Annotated in this window: 15 protein-coding genes; 10 read left to right on the forward strand and 5 right to left on the reverse strand. The window is 73.9% G+C overall.

Annotated features, from left to right (window positions below; translation table 11 throughout):
* Window positions 1-59: 59 nt before the first annotated feature.
* A complete protein-coding gene (locus RM445_RS08885; protein ID WP_397469264.1) occupies window positions 60-1,409 on the reverse strand; it encodes an MFS transporter in 1,350 nt (449 codons plus the stop codon).
* Window positions 1,410-1,477: 68 nt separating this feature from the next.
* Window positions 1,478-2,128: a pyridoxamine 5'-phosphate oxidase gene (pdxH, locus tag RM445_RS08890; protein WP_311555653.1), complete on the reverse strand. Its 651-nt coding sequence runs from the start codon at window positions 2,126-2,128 to the stop codon at window positions 1,478-1,480.
* A 205-nt stretch (window positions 2,129-2,333) separates the two neighbouring features.
* Here pdxH and RM445_RS08895 point away from each other — a divergent pair, with 205 nt between their 5' ends.
* On the forward strand, window positions 2,334-3,479 hold the full coding sequence (locus RM445_RS08895; RefSeq protein ID WP_311555654.1) for a citrate synthase 2: 1,146 nt from the start codon (window positions 2,334-2,336) through the stop codon (window positions 3,477-3,479).
* A gap of 81 nt (window positions 3,480-3,560) precedes the next feature.
* On the opposite strand, the gene RM445_RS08900 is transcribed toward RM445_RS08895, so the two are convergent.
* Window positions 3,561-4,847, reverse strand: a complete 1,287-nt coding sequence (locus RM445_RS08900) for an MFS transporter (protein WP_311555655.1) — start codon at window positions 4,845-4,847, stop codon at window positions 3,561-3,563.
* Between the two features lie 145 nt (window positions 4,848-4,992).
* Here RM445_RS08900 and RM445_RS08905 point away from each other — a divergent pair, with 145 nt between their 5' ends.
* From RM445_RS08905 to sepH, 3 genes are all read left to right on the forward strand, one after another.
* Window positions 4,993-5,955, forward strand: a complete 963-nt coding sequence (locus RM445_RS08905; protein WP_311555656.1) for a GlxA family transcriptional regulator — start codon at window positions 4,993-4,995, stop codon at window positions 5,953-5,955.
* A 37-nt stretch (window positions 5,956-5,992) separates the two neighbouring features.
* Window positions 5,993-7,120 carry a phosphoserine transaminase gene (gene serC / locus RM445_RS08910; RefSeq protein ID WP_311555758.1) on the forward strand — a complete coding sequence of 376 codons (1,128 nt, stop codon included), beginning with the start codon at window positions 5,993-5,995 and terminating at the stop codon, window positions 7,118-7,120.
* Between the two features lie 209 nt (window positions 7,121-7,329).
* Window positions 7,330-8,859 carry a septation protein SepH gene (sepH, locus tag RM445_RS08915; protein WP_311555657.1) on the forward strand — a complete coding sequence of 510 codons (1,530 nt, stop codon included), beginning with the start codon at window positions 7,330-7,332 and terminating at the stop codon, window positions 8,857-8,859.
* Window positions 8,860-8,935: 76 nt separating this feature from the next.
* Here the strand turns inward: sepH and RM445_RS08920 are convergent, their stop codons facing one another.
* Both RM445_RS08920 and RM445_RS08925 read right to left on the reverse strand, forming a co-directional pair.
* Window positions 8,936-9,487 carry a DUF2537 domain-containing protein gene (locus RM445_RS08920; RefSeq protein WP_311555658.1) on the reverse strand — a complete coding sequence of 184 codons (552 nt, stop codon included), beginning with the start codon at window positions 9,485-9,487 and terminating at the stop codon, window positions 8,936-8,938.
* 4 nt (window positions 9,488-9,491) lie between these two features.
* Window positions 9,492-10,304 (reverse strand): TrmH family RNA methyltransferase, encoded by an 813-nt coding sequence (locus tag RM445_RS08925; protein WP_311555659.1) that lies wholly within the window; start codon window positions 10,302-10,304, stop codon window positions 9,492-9,494.
* A 138-nt stretch (window positions 10,305-10,442) separates the two neighbouring features.
* Between RM445_RS08925 and RM445_RS08930 the strand changes: the two genes are divergently transcribed.
* The 6 genes from RM445_RS08930 to RM445_RS08955 all read left to right on the forward strand — a co-directional run bounded on the left by RM445_RS08930 (window position 10,443) and on the right by RM445_RS08955 (window position 16,446).
* Complete coding sequence (locus RM445_RS08930) at window positions 10,443-11,942, forward strand: glutamate--cysteine ligase (protein WP_311555660.1); 1,500 nt, start codon at window positions 10,443-10,445, stop codon at window positions 11,940-11,942.
* Window positions 11,943-12,172: 230 nt separating this feature from the next.
* Window positions 12,173-12,988 (forward strand): hypothetical protein, encoded by an 816-nt coding sequence (locus RM445_RS08935; protein ID WP_311555661.1) that lies wholly within the window; start codon window positions 12,173-12,175, stop codon window positions 12,986-12,988.
* Window positions 12,985-13,701, forward strand: coding sequence for a hypothetical protein (locus RM445_RS08940; RefSeq protein ID WP_311555662.1), 717 nt, complete (start codon window positions 12,985-12,987; stop codon window positions 13,699-13,701). The genes RM445_RS08935 and RM445_RS08940 overlap by 4 nt, the downstream gene beginning before the upstream one ends.
* Complete coding sequence (locus tag RM445_RS08945; protein WP_311555663.1) at window positions 13,698-14,963, forward strand: hypothetical protein; 1,266 nt, start codon at window positions 13,698-13,700, stop codon at window positions 14,961-14,963. The genes RM445_RS08940 and RM445_RS08945 overlap by 4 nt, the downstream gene beginning before the upstream one ends.
* A 3-nt stretch (window positions 14,964-14,966) precedes the next feature.
* Entirely contained in the window at window positions 14,967-15,551 is a 585-nt protein-coding gene (locus RM445_RS08950) for a hypothetical protein (protein WP_311555664.1), read from the forward strand.
* Window positions 15,552-15,570: 19 nt separating this feature from the next.
* A complete protein-coding gene (locus tag RM445_RS08955; RefSeq protein ID WP_311555665.1) occupies window positions 15,571-16,446 on the forward strand; it encodes a glycoside hydrolase family 16 protein in 876 nt (291 codons plus the stop codon).
* The last annotated feature ends 40 nt before the right edge of the window (window positions 16,447-16,486 follow it).

The following is a 16,486-nucleotide window of genomic DNA, read 5'->3' on the forward strand; positions in this document are numbered from 1 at the left end:
GAATGGTCCTGCCCGGCGGTCCCGACGTCACGGCCTCGCGGGATTTCGGTACAGGCTCGTCACGCGGTAGCTCCCCGGTAACGCCAGAACTGCGGGTAGCGGGCCACCACCGCGAGCGCAGCGACGATCACCGCCACTCCGCCGACCGTCGCCGCCGTCCCCGGGCCGAAGCCCGCGGCGGCCGGGCCGTGCCACAGGTCGGCGATCCGGGGCCCGCCGGCGACGACCACGATGAAGACGCCCTGCATCCGGCCGCGCATCTCGTCCGTGGCGACGGTCTGCAACATCGACGACCGGTAGACCGAGCTGACCAGGTCGCCCGCACCGGCCACGGCGAGGAACAGCACGGCGAGCCAGAGCGAGTGCGTCAGCCCGAAGAGGGCCACCCCCGCTCCCCAGATGCAGATCGCCACTGTCACCGCGACACCCTGCCTGCTCACCCGGTGCAGCCAGCCGGAGAACAGCCCGGCCGCGACCATGCCGATCGGGATCGCGGCGAACAGCAGGCCCAGCGCGATTCCGCCGCCCCGCGGGTCGCCGAAGGTCCGCTCCGCCATCTCGGGGAAGACCACACGTGGCATGCCGAAACCCATCGCCACGATGTCGATGAGGAACGACACCAGCAGCACCTTGTGCAGGGCGAGGTAGCGGAACCCGTCGACGATCTCCTGGAGTCCGGCCCGCTGCCGACGCCCTTCGGGGGCGGCGGGCGGCACCGGGGGCAGGCGCCAGGTCGCCCAGAGCGTGGCGAGCAGCGCGACGGCGTCGAGCAGGTAGAGGGTCGGCAGGCCGATCACCGGGATCAGCACCCCGGCCAGCAGCGGGCCCGCCACGGCCCCGGCCTGCACGACCGTCATGTTCAGCGCGTTCGCCGCCGGTAGTTGCTCGGCGGGCAGCAGGCGTGGGATCACCGCGCTGCGGGTCGGCTGGTTGACCGCCAGGAACGCCGTCTGCACCGCGAACAGGCACAGCACCAGCCAGACCCCGCCGACCCCGGTCGCCGCCGTCACCCACAGCACCAGCGACATGGCGGCGATCCCGGCGCCGGTCAGCAGGAGCAGCACCCGCCGGTCGACGGCGTCGGCGATCGCGCCGCCCCACAGGCCGAAGAACACGAGCGGGACGAGCCCGAAGATGCCGGTCAGGCCGACGTACGCCGACGAGCCGGTGAGCAGGTAGATCTGCGTGGGCACCGCGACGACCGTGAGCTGCGCGCCGACGACCGTCACGATCCCGGCCGTCCACAGCCGCCGGTAGGCCGGCGTGCGCAGGGGGCGGGTGTCGGCGAGCGCCCCCCGCACGGCCGTCGAGAACCGGCGGGTGGGCGCGTCCGGCCCCTTGCGCAACGGACGCGTCGGACCATCGTCGCGACCCTCCGGAACGGGCCGGGTCGGGTCCTCGTCGCGCATCGTCACCCGTCCAGGACTACCACCGGCTCCGGTGCGTCGCCGGGCCGCTGCCCGGTACGCCCGAATGGTCAGGGCGCGAGCCGGCGCACCTGCCACGACCGGTCGACCGCGTTCTGCTCGAACCGCAGCCGGTCGTGCATCCGGTTCGCCCGGCCCTGCCAGAACTCGACGCGGTCCGGGACGATCCGCCATCCGCCCCAGTGCGGCGGCACCGGCACCTCGGCGGTCTCGGGGAACCGGCGCTCGGTGACCGCCAGCGCGGCGTCGAGCGCGTCGCGGTCGCGCACGTAGGCCGACTGCGCCGACGCCCACGCGCCGAGCTGCGACCCGCGCGGGCGGGTCGCCCAGTAGGCGCGGGTCTCCTCGTTGCTGACCCGCTCGACCTCACCGCGCAGGCTCACCTGCCGCTGCTGCGCGTACCAGGGAAAGGTCGCGGCGGCGCGGCGCATCGTGCGCAGGTCGTGGCTCTTCGCCGAGGTGTAGTTGGTGTAGAACACCACCCCCCGCTCGTCGACGTCCTTGCAGAGCACGGTGCGAGTGCTGGGTATGCAGTCGTCGGACGTGGTGGCGAGCACCATCGCGTTCGGCTCGACGACCCCGTCCGCGGTGGCGTCGTCGAGCCAGCGGGCCAGTTGCTCGTACCAGGTGTCGGCGAGATCGCCGACGTCCAGCTCGTCCCGGCGGTAGTCGACACGCATCTGGGCGAGCTGGGCTTCCATGGCACCTCCACGTCGTCGTGTGATCCGACGCTAGAGGTACCCGATTGGGATAGCTAGCACGGTGACCTATACCACCCACACGGCCATTGCCTGTACCCGTGTGGCGGAGGGACCGTTCTTGCACGTCCGCGCCGTCACCCGGCGAGGGCAGCGGCGTCAGCCGTACGGGTCGGCGATCGCCCCGGACCAACGAGGAGGGCCAACGATGTCCCCGACGAATTCCCCGGTCTCCACCACTCCACCACCGCCCGCCGGGTTCCGCCCCGGACTGGAGGGGCATGTCGCCTTCCGCACCCGGATCGCCGAGCCGGACCGTGACGGCGGGGCCCTGCGCTACCGCGGCGTCGACGTCGAGGACCTCGCCGGGCGAGTGACGTTCGGGAACGTCTGGGCCCTGCTCGTCGACGGGCGCTTCGGTCCGGGGCTGCCGCCCGCCGAGCCCTTCCCGATCCCGGTGCACAGCGGCGACGTGCGCGTCGACGTCCAGGCCGGCCTCGCGATGCTCGCCCCGTACTGGGGCTACAAGCCGCTGCTCGACGTCACCGACGACGAGGCGCGGGAGAATCTGGCGCGGGCGTCGGTGATGGCGCTGTCGTACGTCGCGCAGTCGGCGCGCGGGATCGGGGTGCCCGCCGTCCCGCAGCGGCGGATCGACGAGTGCGCGACGATCACCGAGCGGTTCATGACGCGCTGGCGGGGCGAGCCCGACCCCGCACACGTGCGGGCCGTCGACGCGTACTGGGTGTCGGCCGCGGAGCACGGGCTCAACGCCTCGACGTTCACCGCCCGCGTGATCGCCTCGACCGGCGCGGACGCGGCGGCGGCGCTGTCGGGAGCGATCGGCGCGATGTCGGGGCCCCTGCACGGCGGGGCTCCGGCGCGGGTGCTGCCGATGATCGAGGAGGTGGAGCGGTCGGGCGACCCGGCCGGCCTGGTCGCCGGCATCCTCGACCGCGGGGAACGGTTGATGGGCTTCGGGCACCGGGTGTACCGGGCCGAGGACCCTCGGGCCCGGGTGCTCCGGCGCACCTGCCGCGAGCTCGACGCGCCCCGCTACGAGGCCGCGGCGGCGCTGGAGCAGGCGGCGCTGACGGTTCTGCGCGAGCGGCGCCCGGACCGGGCGATCGAGACGAACGTCGAGTTCTGGGCCGCGGTGATCCTCGACTTCGCGCAGGTGCCACCGCAGATGATGCCGTCGATGTTCACCGCGGCGCGCACCGCGGGCTGGTCGGCGCACATCCTCGAGCAGAAGCAGGAGAGCAAGCTGGTGCGCCCGTCGGCGCAGTACATCGGCCCGGCGCCGCGCACACCGACGGAGGTCGAGGGCTGGGCGGAGATCACCCACTCCTGAGCCGCACCGGGGATGTCAGGAAGGCCACCTTCAGGGCACCACACGTCATGAAGGTGGCCTTCCTGGCAACGGGGCGGGCGCTCACGCCAGGGGCGCGACGAGGGCGACCGGGCGGTTCCGCCGGATCGACAGCGACAGCGCCGCGCCCACTACGCACAGCACCGCCCCGCCGTACCAGGCCGCGTCGTAGCTGCCCAGCGCGTCGCGCGTGATGCCGGCGACCAGCGCCGCGCACGCCGCACCGAGCTGGTGCGAGGCGAAGATCCAGCCGAACACGATCGGCGACGCAGCTCCGAACGCCTCGCGGGTCAGCGCCAAGGTCGGCGGCACGGTCGCGACCCAGTCGAGTCCGTAGAAGATGACGAAGGCGAGCACGCTCGCGTTGAGGTCGGCGCCGAACAGGGGCACCAGTAGCGCCAGCGACACCCCGCGCAGGCCGTAGTAGGCCCCGAGCAGGATCCGCGGGTCGAACCGGTCGGTCAGCCAGCCCGACCCGATCGTGCCGACGAGGTCGAAGACCCCAACCAGCGCGAGCAGGGTGGCCGCCGTCGTCACCGGCATGCCGTGGTCGTGCGCCGCCGGCATGAAGTGCTGCTGGACCAGCCCCGTCGTCGTGGCGCCGCAGACGAAGAAGCCGCCCGCGAGCAGCCAGAACGTTCGGACGCGGGCGGCGTGCGCCAGCGTCCCGACCGCCAGCCGCGCCGCTCCGGTGCGCATCGGCGGGACGACGTCCGCAGGCGTGCCGCCGTAGGGCAGCTCGCCCAGGTCCGCCGGCCGCTCGCGCAGGAACAGCAGCACGACCGGGATGACGGCGAGCGCGCACACGCTGATCGTCAGCGACGCCGCGCGCCAGCCGTCGGCGAGCACGATGCGCGCGATCGTCGGGAGGAAGATCAGCTGCCCGGTGGCGCTGGCGGCGGTGAGGATGCCGGAGACGAGGCCACGCCGGGCGACGAACCACCGCCCGACCACCGTCGCAACCAATGCCATGGCCATCGAGCCCGTGCCGAGCCCGACGATGACGCCCCACAGCATCACGAGCTGCCACGACGCCGTCATGAACACGGTCAGCCCGCTGCCGGTAGCGACCATCAGCAGCGCGATCGACACGACCCGCCGCACACCGAAGCGCTCCATCAGCGCGGCGGCGAACGGCGCCGTGATCCCGAACAGGGCCAGGTTGACCGACAGCGCCGCCGAGATCGTGCCGATCGACCAGCCGAACTCCGCCCGCAACGGCTCGATCATCACGCTGGGCGTGGCCCGGAAGGCTGCGGCGCCGAGGAGCGCCAGGAAGGTCGCGGCGGCCGCCCACCAGGCGGGATGGATGCGGCGGGTGGTCGGAGCCGGCGCGGCGGTCTGCGTCACGGCTCCACATTCGCAAACTTCGTCGGCCTCAGACAGTGGCCCGAAAGCCAACATGTGAAAAGATCCGGCCATGACGGGGGTACGAGATCGGGGCGTTCCGGCCGATCGGACGGATCATGCGAAGTCCCCCGATCTCGTACCCCCGGTGACGGAGGTCGCCGTCCTCGCCCTGCCCCACGTCGTCGCCTTCGAGCTCGGCCTACCCCACCGGTTCCTCGGCGGCGCGGTGGACGACGACGGCCGCCCGCTCTACCGCGTGCGGACGTGCACGGTCGACGGCGGCCCCGTCCGCACGTCGGCGCACTACTCGGTGCTGCCGGACCACGACGCGTCGATCCTGCGCACGGCGGCGACGATCGTCGTCCCGGGCATCGTGGGCGGGCCGCCGGTCGCCGAGGGTCGGCTCGAGCCTGCGCTGGCGGCCGCGCTCGCCACGCGGCAGCCCAACGCGCGGCTGGTGTCGATCTGCACCGGCGCGTTCGTGCTCGCCGCCGCCGGCGTGCTCGACGGGCGTCCCGCCACCACGCACTGGATGCGCACGGAGCCGTTCCACTCCTTCTTCCCCTCGGTGCGCCTCGATCCCGACGTCCTCTACGTCGACGACGGCGACGTGCTCACCTCCGCGGGCAACGCCGCGGGGATCGACCTGCTGCTGCACCTCGTCCGGCGCGACCACGGCACGGAGGTCGCGAACCGGGTGGCGCGGCGCAACGTCGTCGCACCGTGGCGCGACGGCGGGCAGTCGCAGTTCAGCGTCGAGGCGCCTCCTGCAGAAGCGGGGCCGAGCATCCGTGCGGCGCGCACCTTCGCGCTCGAACGCCTCGCCGAGCCGCTCCCCCTGACCCGGCTCGCCGGGCACGCAGCGATGAGCGTGCGCACGTTCACCCGCCGCTTCCGCGACGAGACCGGCCAGAGCCCGCACACGTGGCTCGCCGCACAGCGGGTCGCGCTGGCCCGCCGGCTGCTGGAGACGAGCGACCTCCCTGTCGAGCGGATCGCCGCCGACGCCGGGTTCGGCACCGCCACATCACTGCGCCAGCACCTGCGGGCCGCGATCGGGGTCTCGCCCGGGGCCTATCGGCGGATGTACCGGGGGCCACAAGGCTGACGCCGCACCGGCTGGGACACTGGAATCCGTGACCGCCGTGACCAGTGCCGAGCTGAAGATCCCCGCAGACCTCAAGCCCGCCGACGGGCGCTTCGGCTGCGGACCGTCGAAGGTGCGCCCGGAGCAGCTCGCGGCGCTGGCGGGTCCCGGCGCGGCGTTCATGGGCACGAGCCACCGGCAGAAGCCGGTGAAGTCGCTGGTCGGCCGGGTCCGTGCGGGGCTCGCCGAGCTGTTCTCCCTGCCCGCGGGCTACCAGGTCGTGCTGGGCAACGGCGGTTCCACCGCCTTCTGGGACGCCGCGGCGTTCGGCCTGGTCCGCGAGCGCTCGCTGCACCTCACCTACGGCGAGTTCTCCGCGAAGTTCGCCGAGTCGACCGCGGGCGCGCCGTTCCTGGCCGACCCAGTGATCGTCAAGGCGGACGCCGGGTCCGCACCGGCGCCGCGGACGGACCCGGCCTGCGACGTCCTCGCCTGGGCGCACAACGAGACGTCGACGGGTGTGATGGTGCCGGTCGTGCGGCCCGAGGGTGCGACGGCGGACCAGCTCGTGGTGATCGACGCGACGTCGGGCGCGGGCGGCCTGCCCGTCGACGTCGCGCAGGCCGACGCCTACTACTTCGCGCCGCAGAAGAGCTTCGCCGCCGACGGCGGCCTCTTCATCGCTCTGCTGAGCCCGGCCGCGCTGGAGCGCGTCGCCGAGCTCGCCGCGTCGGACCGCTGGATCCCCCCGTTCCTGTCGCTGGCCACCGCCGTCGACAACTCCGGCAAAGACCAGACCTACAACACGCCCGCGGTCGCCACCCTCTACCTGCTCGCCGAGCAGATCGACTGGATGCTCGGGCTCGGCGGCCTCGACGGATGCACCGCCCGCACCGCCGACTCGGCGGAGCGGCTCTACGGCTGGGCCGAGAAGTCGGCGTACGCCACGCCGTTCGTCCAGGAGCCCGCCCACCGCTCCCAGGTGGTCGGCACGGTCGACTTCGACGACGCGGTGGACGCCGCGGCCGTCGCGAAGGTGCTGCGGGCGAACGGGATCGTCGACACCGAGCCCTACCGCAAGCTCGGCCGCAACCAGCTGCGGGTCGGCATGTTCCCGGCGGTCGACCCGGACGACGTCTCCGCCCTCACGGCGTGCGTCGACTGGGTGGTCGAGCACCTCTCCTGACGGGGGCGTGGCGCGCGACACGCTGACCGTTCGGCGACCACACCCTTCTCGTGATCATATTCCCCCCGCAGGTGTGCAAACCTGGACAAGATCACTGCGGTAGGGGCCGATAGTGCGTGCGACCTGCACTCGGCGCGCCTCCGCCGCAGGTTGCAATTCGGCATCTACGGTCACCCACACGGGGACGACGAGCGGGGGGAGAGCGACCCATGCGGGCGTTGCGGGTCGTCGGGCTCACCGAGGACGGTGAGGTCGTCCTCGAAGACCCGGTTCGGCTCGAGCGCTACACAGTGCCGGCCGACGAGCGGCTGCGCGCTGCCGCGCGGGGCGATCTCTCCCGTCTCGGCCAGATTGCGATCGAGTTGGAGAGCCAGTTGCGACCACGAGAGATCCAGGCCCGGATCCGCGCCGGAGCGTCCGTGGAGCAGGTGGCCACGGCAGCGGGGGTGCCGGAGCAGAAGATCGAACGCTTCGCCTATCCGGTGCTGACCGAACGCTTCCGGACCGCGGACAACGCACAGCGCGCCCACCCGATGCGCGCCGACGGCCCGGACAACCGCACCCTCGCCGAGGTCGTCGCGCACACGCTCGGGCTGCGCGGCCAGACCTACGAGGGCGCCAAGTGGGACTCGTGGAAGGGCGAAGACGGCCGCTGGGTGGTCGCCCTGAGCTGGCGCGCGGGACGCTCGGACAACCGGGCGCACTGGGTGTTCCAGCCGGGGGCGCACGGCGGCACGGTCACCGCGCTGGACGAGCACGCGAGCGACCTGGTCGAGGGACTGCCGGCGCGGCCGCTGCGGACGGTCGGTGCGGTGGTCGACATGACCCGGCCGGAGGAGGAGCCGCCGCCCACGCCGTCGCCGGTGGAGCAGTGGCGCGCGGCCGCGTCCGACAGCTACCGCGAGCGGATGCCGTTCGGCCCCGACCCGGCACGGACCGCGAGCCGCACCCCGTCGGAGCCGTGGCGCCCCACGCCGCCACCGCAGCGGCAGACCGAGGCCCCGGTCGAACGTGCCGGTACCTACCGGCCGACGGAGCCGACCCCCGATCCCCGTCCCGCGGTGCGGCCCGACCCCTACCGGTCGGCCGAACCTCTCGCCGACCCCCGTCCGGCGGCCCCCCGGTCGGACGCCGTCCCGCCGACCACGACGGAGCGGCGCGCAGACCGGACGACGGCGGAATGGGCCCCCTGGGAACGCGGCGTGAACCGGTCGGGGGTGTCGACCGCACCCGCGCCGTCGACCACATCAGCACCTGGCGACCAGGTCACCGTGCCCGCGGCACGGACCGCCGTGCCGACGCCCGCTGCTGCGACCGACGAGGTCACGGTCGCCGACGACACGGCGCCCGCGGAGACGGCTGGCGCGGCCGCTCCTGCTGAGGAGCCCACCCCGGCCACGGAATCACCGATCGCGTCGGAGCTCGAAGCGGCGTCCGCAGCAGCTGCCCGGATCACCTCGGCAGCGGCTCCGGCCGCGCCGGAGCCGGAGCAGGCCGCCGCGGAAGCGGACGTCCCCGACACGGCGGTCGCCGCGGAGAGCACGGCGGCCCCGAGCGAACCGGCGGCGGACGAGCCGGCGACCGCAGCCGAGCCCGCCGAGGCCGAGGCGGCTCCGGCCGCCGAGCCCACCGAGCCGGCGGAGCAGAAGGCGCCCGCCGCGTCGAAGCGCACCCGCAAGGGCAAGCCGGTGATGCCGTCGTGGGACGAGGTGCTCCTGGGGGTCCGCGGACCGCGCTGAGCCCCTACTGATCAGCGATTCGGGGACATGAGGCTCGCATACGAGCCTCATGTCCCCTTTTCGTCGATCTTCGAGCTCAGCCGAGCAGCCCCAGCAGCATCACGACCCACGCGACGACCACGCCGGCCGCGGCACCGAGCGCCGGCCACCGCCAGAACGGCACCTCGCGCGCCATCCACAGCGACGGCGCCGTCCCGGCCGTCACCAGCAGGTTCGCCGGTATCCACAGCAGCCCGAACGCACCCGCGAACGCCCGGGCCAGCACGACGTCGGCGACCGTGACGAGCACGGCGAAGAACGCCGCCACCGCGAGACCGGTACCCCAGGGCGTCGACGACGGCGACTCGCGGACCGGGGTCAACCGCGCGGCTGCCTCGATGCGGATCGACTCCACCTCCCCCGAGACGGGGTCGACGAACTCCACCGGCCTGCCCAACGCGTCCGCGACGCGCAGGGCGAGTTGCCGGCCGCGCCGGCTCAGCAGATCCAGTTCGTGCGCATCCCCCGAACGGCGCACGGTCTCCGCGACCGTCACCCACTCGCGCAGCGCGTCGCGCAGGTCGTCGGTCAGCCGGACGTCGCCGACGTCGCTCTCCTGCAACAGTGCACTTCCCCCGAGGTGCAGCACGATCTCAGCGTACGGACCGCATCACCTCGTGGAAGGCCACTGCGGCAGCCGTTGCGACATTGAGAGAGTCGACCCCCGTGGCCATCGGGATCCGTACCCGGAGGTCGGCGGCAGCGAGTGCCTCGGGGGTGAGACCAGGGCCCTCCGCACCCAGCAGCAGCGCGGTGCGCACGCCCGCCAGGCCGGCCGCGGCGAGCGGCAGCGCGTCCGGTGCGGGGGTCAGCGCCGCCACGCGCAGCCCGGCCGCCCGCAGCACGTGCAGTGAGTTCGGCCACTCCCCCGGCAGCTCCGCGAACGGCACCCGCAGCACGTGCCCCATCGAGACGCGAACGCTGCGCCGGTACAGCGGATCCGCGCAGCGCGGTCCGAGCAGCACCCCGTCGACGCCCAGGGCCGCGGCGTTGCGGAACAGGCTGCCGAGATTCTCGTGGTCGTTGACGCCCTCCGCGACGGCCAGCACCTGCGCACCCGCCGCGAGTGCGCGCACCTCTGGTGGTCGGGCCCGGTCCGCGACGGCGAGCACGCCGCGGTTGAGGTGGAAGCCGACGGCGGCGGCCATCGTGTCGGCGTCGACGGCGTACGCGGGCACGTCGAGACCGGCGAGGTCGGCCGCTAGCTCGGCGAGCCGTCGAGGAACGCCGAGAATGGACCGGACGGGGTACGGTGAATCGATCAATCGGCGGACGACCACGACACCCTCGGCGATCACCAACCCGCGCCCACCTGGGCGATCGGGACGGCGATCCGCGGTGGTGAGGTCGCGGTAGTCGTCGAGACGGGGGTCGCCGGCGTCGCCGACCTCGATCAGTGTGGCCACGGAGACGATCGTCGCAGTGCGACATCGCCGCAGGTCAGGCGGGTTACGACGCGTCATCCGTACGGCGGTCGCGGTCGGTTGGGCCGTGTGCAACCGTTGTGGGCCGCCGGGCGGCGAGGTGAAGGGAACGGCAAGGGCATGGGCCAGGAGGTCGACCGGACCACGTTCAGTCGACACGACCGGCAGCAGTACCGCTCGAACGTCCAGCGATGTGTCGACGCGCTCACCACCATGCTGCGCGACCATCCGTTCGCCCGCGACGAGCCGATGACCGGCATCGAGGTCGAGCTGAACCTGGTGGGCGACGACCTGGAGCCCGCGCTGGTGGCGAAGGCGGTGCTCGACTCGCTCGGCTCGGCGGAGTTCCAGACGGAGCTGGGCCGGTGGAACCTCGAGCTCAACCTGCCGCCGCGGCCGCTGCCGGGCGAGCAGTGGCGCCACTTCGAGCAGCAGCTTCTCGATGAGCTCGCGATGGCCCGCGCCAAGGCCCAGGACCACCGGGCCCAGCTGGCCGTGATCGGGATCCTGCCGACGCTCGCCGCCCGGCACCTCGTCGAGGAGGCGATCTCCCCCGACGATCGATACCTGCTGCTCAACGAGCAGATGCTCAGCGACCGGGGTGAGCCCATCCGGCTCGACATCACCGGCGGCGACCCGCTCGCGTCCGCGCCCGAGCACCTGCTGGCCGACTTCGACTCGATCGCCCCCGAGGCGGCGTGCACGTCGATGCAGCTGCACCTGCAGGTGGCGCCGGAGGTGTTCCCCGCCTACTGGAACGCCGCGCAGTGCCTCGCCGGCGTGCAGCTCGCCGTCGGCGCGAACTCGCCGTTCCTGCTGGGTTCGCGGCTGTGGGCGGAGACCCGGATCCCGCTGTTCGAGCAGTCGTGCGACGTCCGTCCGCCGGAGCTGCGCAACCAGGGTGTGCGGCCCCGGGTGTGGTTCGGCGAGCGGTGGATCTCGTCGGTGCTCGACCTGTTCGCCGAGAACAGCCGCTACTTCCCCGGCCTGATCCCCCGTACTGACGACGTCGACCCGATCGGTGAGCTGAAGGCGGGCCGGATCCCCGAGCTGTCCGAACTGAAGCTGCACAACGGCACGGTCTGGCGCTGGAACCGCCCGGTGTACGACATCGCCAACGGGCTCCCGCACGTCCGCCTCGAGAACCGGGTGTTGCCGGCCGGCCCGACGGCGGTCGACATGGTGGCGAACGCGCTGTTCTTCTACGGACTGCTGCGGGTGATGGTGGAGGCGGAGCGGCCGCTCTGGAGCTACATGTCCTTCGACGCGGCCCACGAGAACTTCGTCAGCGCGGCGCGCAACGGCATGGACGCCACCCTGTACTGGCCGGGCACCGGCTGGATCCAGCCCGACGAGCTGGTGCTGCGCAAGCTGCTCCCGATGGCCGCCGAGGGTCTGGCCCGCTGGGGGGTGGCGGCCGAGGTGTGCGACCGGTATCTGCCGGTCGTCGAGCAGCGGTGCCTGACCAGGCGGACGGGCGCGGCGTGGCAGGTCGCCGCGGTGGAGGCGCTGGAGAACCGGGGCGCGACCCGCACCGCCGCGCTGCACGGCATGTTCGGGGAGTACCTGGAGCACTCGGCCGCGAACGAGCCCGTGCACAGCTGGCCCCTGCCGTCCTGACGCTCCCTCCGGCGGTGCGCGCGCAGCCGGATGTTCGCAGGTGCAAACGGTTCTGCCGTTCGGCCTCGGTGCGACCGACCCGCTCCTAGTGTCGGAGACGCCGCCGGAGCCCGATCTCCGCGGCCGATCCCGCACCGCTCCGGACCCGTGTCGCCGGCACGGGTGTCGGTGCTGCGCGCTCACGGACGGAGAACCACCGTGCCCGACACCAACCGCGACTGGTGATCGCCATGTCACCCTTCCGCCTCTTCGGTCCCACGCCGGAGTCCGAGCCGGTCGGCGCGTTCGCCGACACCGGCTCCGTCAACTGGGCGCCCGGAGCATGGGCGAGCGATCCGGCGCCGGCCACGCGGCATGCCCGGCCGGTCGGCCTCGACGTCCGCTCCGCACCACGCGACCTGCCGGACCCGCCGACCGACCCGTACGGATTCCCCCCGATCCCTTCCGGGCTGCCGCCCTCCTGGTCGGCGCCGCCGAAGGGCTCGTGCGGGCCTCCGCCGGATGCACAGGAGGCCGCGGCCCTCGCCGGGGCCTTCGCCGCCGACTACCTGTCGTGGGACGAAGACGACGCGGGGCGGCGCGGGCGGGCACTGGCCGACCACCTGGGCGCGGCCGCCGGTGATCCGGCCCTGCTCGGTTGGACCGGAGTGGGCCGGCAACGGGCGGAGATCGTGCTGCCCGGCGCGGTCCGCCCGGACGGCGACGACCGGGTGCTGGTGGACGTCCGGGTACGGGTGACGCCCTACCGCGTCGTGGGCGAGCGCACGGCCGACGAGCCCGGCTCGGAGCCGGACGTGCCGGGCGTGCCCGCCGCCGCGCCCGCGCCCGCCGTGGCCGGCTGGCAGGGCTGCGCGTCGTACTGGGTCCGGCTGATCGTGCCCGTGGTGCGCGACGACGGCCGGCTGGTGGTCGACGCCGGCGAGGAGGCCCTGGCCGACGAGAGACAGGGGGCCGACGACGATCCGCGGTCCGATCTCCTCGACACACCGGCACCGTCGCGGCCGGGGGTCGCGGATCACGAGCCCGAACCGGACGGTGCCTGGTGAAGGGCATGCGGGTCCCGGTCGTGGCGGGCGTCGGCGGAGGGGTCGGCACCACCACCGTGGCGGCGGCGTTGCGGGCGCACGACGCCGGTCGGATGGCCGGCCGGTTGCCGGACATCCTCGTCTGCCGCGGAACGTTCGACTCGTTGCGGCGGGCCGCGGCCGTCCTCGACGACGCCGGTCCGGAGCCGGTACCCGTGGTGGCGGTGACCCTCGACGGGGCCCGGATGCTCCGCGGACCGCTGCGGGCGCGCCTGGAGCTCCTCGAGGCGGACGCCGGCGCACTCGTGCTGCTACCGCACGTGAGGCGATGGGGCACGCTCGCGGACCCGCTGGCCGAGACCACCCGGCTGCTGGCGGACCCGGCCGAGCGGCTGCCCCGGCCGCTGCGGGCGTACACCGCGGCGCTGCGGGAGCTCGTCGAGGCGGTGGCGTCGTCGGGCCGGCTCGACGCGCGGCCCCACGAGCGGTATGCCCGCCGAACGGATTCCGACGAGCACGCCGTTCGTCGGGACGGCGTGGGACCGGCGCGTTCGGCCCGATTCCCGTTGGCCACGCCGCCGGGACCCCCACCGCCCGCCCAGCGCGTGCCGGATCCGATCGCGCCGGAACGAGCACCGCGACTGCGCGGGGTACAGATCGTGCCGCCGGACGGCCCGCGGGCGACCGCCGTGTCGCCCGCCCATGCGCGGATCACGACCGAGCGAGTCGGGTGAGCGTGCACGTGCCGAAGGTCCTGCGCGGCCCGCTCCTCGCGGTGCTCGGGTTGACGCTCGGGCTGGTTCCCGGTGGCGACGTCACGGCGCCGTCGTCCGGGGTCGACACCGCCCGCATCCCGGCCGACGCCCGCCGGTACCTGCCGCTGGTCACCGACCTCACCGCCCGGCAGTGCCCGGAACTCCCGCCGCTGTGGGTGGTCGCCCAGGTCGAGGCCGAGTCCGGCTGGGACCCGGCGGCGACCGGCGACGGCGTCGGCGGCCTGCTGCAGTTCGACCAGCTCACGTGGATGGCGGCGGGCGGTGCGCCGTGGTCGGCCCGGACCCCGCAGCGCGGCGACCCGGTACTCGACCCCCGAGCCCACCTGCGGATCGCGGTGCCCTGGTTGTGCAGCACGTTGCGGGCCGTCACGGGCCACCTGAGCGACACCGGTAAGCCCACCGCCGCGCTCGACGCGATGCTCGTCTGCCACGTCGCGGGCTGCAGCCGGGTCGCCGGCAGCGCCTCCGGGGTGCCGCAGGCGGGCGAGGCCGGATGCGACGAGCGCTGCGCCGCCCTGGTGGCCCGCTTCGTGGACGCCGTCCACGGGCTCGTTCGCCGGTACGCCGTCGTCGGCCCGGAGACCACAGCCGAGGTTCCGTCTCCACGGCCGTCGAGCGGTGCTCAGCCGTCCGCCGGCGCACGGCCGTCGGTGGGCCGGCCCACGCCGTCTTCGTCCCGCAGCCCGAGACCCACACCGACCACCGGGGTACCGAGAACCCGGGGCCCGGGTACCGGCGCGCCTGCCGGGCTGCTCGATCCCCGCGCCTGGACCGGTGGTGCGACCGGCTGCTCCCTACCCGATCCGACCGGGGGCCGTTGCGTCACCGGCGCAACGCGGCACGGGCTCGACGAGGTGTCGGCGGCCTTCGACGGGTGGCAGGACGGGCCGGTCATCAGGTCGGCAGGCTGTTGGGACCGGCACGCCTGGAACCCGAGGAGCGACCACCCGCAGGGCCGGGCCTGCGACCTGTTCGCGACCAGGCCCGGCCGCTTCGCCGGCGGGGCCGAGCTCGCCGAGGGCTGGCGGGTGGCGCGCTGGGTCCGCGGGCACGCGGAGCCGTTGCAGGTCAAGTACGTCATCTGGCAGGGCCGCTACTGGGACCCGCGCGTCGCCGACCAGGACGGCTGGGGCCGGCGCTACTCCGGAGCCGGTGTCTACGACGTGCGCGACGCCACCGGCGGCCACTACGACCATGTCCACATCAGCTTCCGGGAGTGACCCGTGCGCCGACCTACGATCATCGCCGCCGCCGCACTGACAGTCGTGGTACTGCTCGTCGCCACCGCGTTCCTCGTCCGGAGCGGCCACGACCGCGGACTGGGCCCGCCGCTCGGGGCAGTGCTCGACGACGCCGACCGGCGGGTGCTCGGTGCCGTGCCGGTCCGTCGCGGTACCGACCCGCCGGTTGCCGACCCGGCCGTCGACCTCGCCGACCCCACGGCCGTCGCCCGTGCCTACCTCGCCGGGGCACGGTCGGCGACGCCGGACGACCACGGCCGTACCCGCCTGCGGGCCGCGGCCTACGCGGCGCCGGAGAGCCCGCCCGGCTCGGTGGGCGTGGTGGTGCTCGACCCGCCACCGCCCGGGCAGATCCGTACGGCCTCCGTCACGGCACTCGAGCTCGTCGCGGTGGCGGACGACGACCGGCGGCGTGGCTACCGGGCGACGGTCGCCACGGCGACCGGACCGCCGGGTGCCGTCGCCTCCACCGTTCCCGCATCGGCGTACGTGGTGCTCGCCCGGCAACCGGACGGGCGCTGGCTGGTCGTCGCCGACGCTCCCGACCTCGGGGAGGGCGACGACTGATGCGCCCGGGGCGGACGGCATGACCATCGATATCGATCAGCTCGAACAGATCGTCAAGCGGGCCGTCGCGACCGGCGCGGCCGTGGTGGTCGTCGTCCTCGCGCCGGGGACGGGCGCAGGAACGGGCGCGGGGACCGACGCCGGGAACAGGCCGGGCACGACGGCCACCGCCCCTGCCACCGCCACCAGCCGCACCACGGCGACGGCCTCGGCGGTCGCCACCGTGCAACCTGCACCGGCGACCGCGACGGCCGCCGCGACGCTCGGCTGGGGTACGCCCGTACGCGCCGACGAGTTCGACGCCGGCACCGGGCAGTGGAGCATCTACGACGGCCCGGGACACGGCGGCAACGGCAGGCGCTCGCCCGACGCGGTCGCCGTGCGCGACGGCGTCCTCACGGTCACCGGCGACTCCTCGGGCACCACCGCGGGCATGTCGTGGGGGCACGGACGCCGCTACGGCCGGTGGGAGGCGCGGGTCCGGGCCTCGGCGGCCGACCCGTCATACCACGCGGTGCTGCTCCTGTGGCCCGACGCCGAGAACGGACCCGAGGGCGGCGAGATCGACTTCATGGAGATCGGCGACCCCGCCCGGCAGAAGGTCGACGTCTTCCTGCACCACGGACCGGACGACGAGCAGGAACACGGGCAGGCGCAGGTCGACGCCACCCGGTGGCACAACTGGGCGGTGGAGTGGACTCCCACGTCCGTGACGACCTTCCTCGACGGCCGGAAGTGGTACGGCACCACGGACCGAGCCGTGCAACCACCCGGCCCGATGCACCTGTGCATCCAGCTCGACTGGTTCCCGAGAGGCGGCACGGTGAAGCAGTCGACGATGCAGGTCGACTGGGTCCGCGAATACGGCGTGAGCAGCGACGACGGCGGCCGATGATCCAGTCTCTCAGCGCCGGTTCAGCCGACTGGGCCTACTG

The sequence above is a fragment of the Pseudonocardia charpentierae genome, from assembly GCF_031845345.1.
GTDB classification, from domain to species: domain Bacteria; phylum Actinomycetota; class Actinomycetes; order Mycobacteriales; family Pseudonocardiaceae; genus Pseudonocardia; species Pseudonocardia charpentierae.

Excerpts from the sequence above, each read along its gene's own strand:
- RM445_RS08885 (WP_397469264.1), bottom strand. The coding sequence starts at position 1,409 with ATGCGCGACGAGGACCCGACCCGGCCCGTTCCGGAGGGTCGCGACGAT.
- pdxH (WP_311555653.1), bottom strand. The coding sequence starts at position 2,128 with ATGGAAGCCCAGCTCGCCCAGATGCGTGTCGACTACCGCCGGGACGAG.
- RM445_RS08895 (WP_311555654.1), top strand. The coding sequence starts at position 2,334 with ATGTCCCCGACGAATTCCCCGGTCTCCACCACTCCACCACCGCCCGCC.
- sepH (WP_311555657.1), top strand. The coding sequence starts at position 7,330 with ATGCGGGCGTTGCGGGTCGTCGGGCTCACCGAGGACGGTGAGGTCGTC.
- RM445_RS08930 (WP_311555660.1), top strand. The coding sequence starts at position 10,443 with ATGGGCCAGGAGGTCGACCGGACCACGTTCAGTCGACACGACCGGCAG.
- RM445_RS08935 (WP_311555661.1), top strand. The coding sequence starts at position 12,173 with ATGTCACCCTTCCGCCTCTTCGGTCCCACGCCGGAGTCCGAGCCGGTC.
- RM445_RS08955 (WP_311555665.1), top strand. The coding sequence starts at position 15,571 with ATGACCATCGATATCGATCAGCTCGAACAGATCGTCAAGCGGGCCGTC.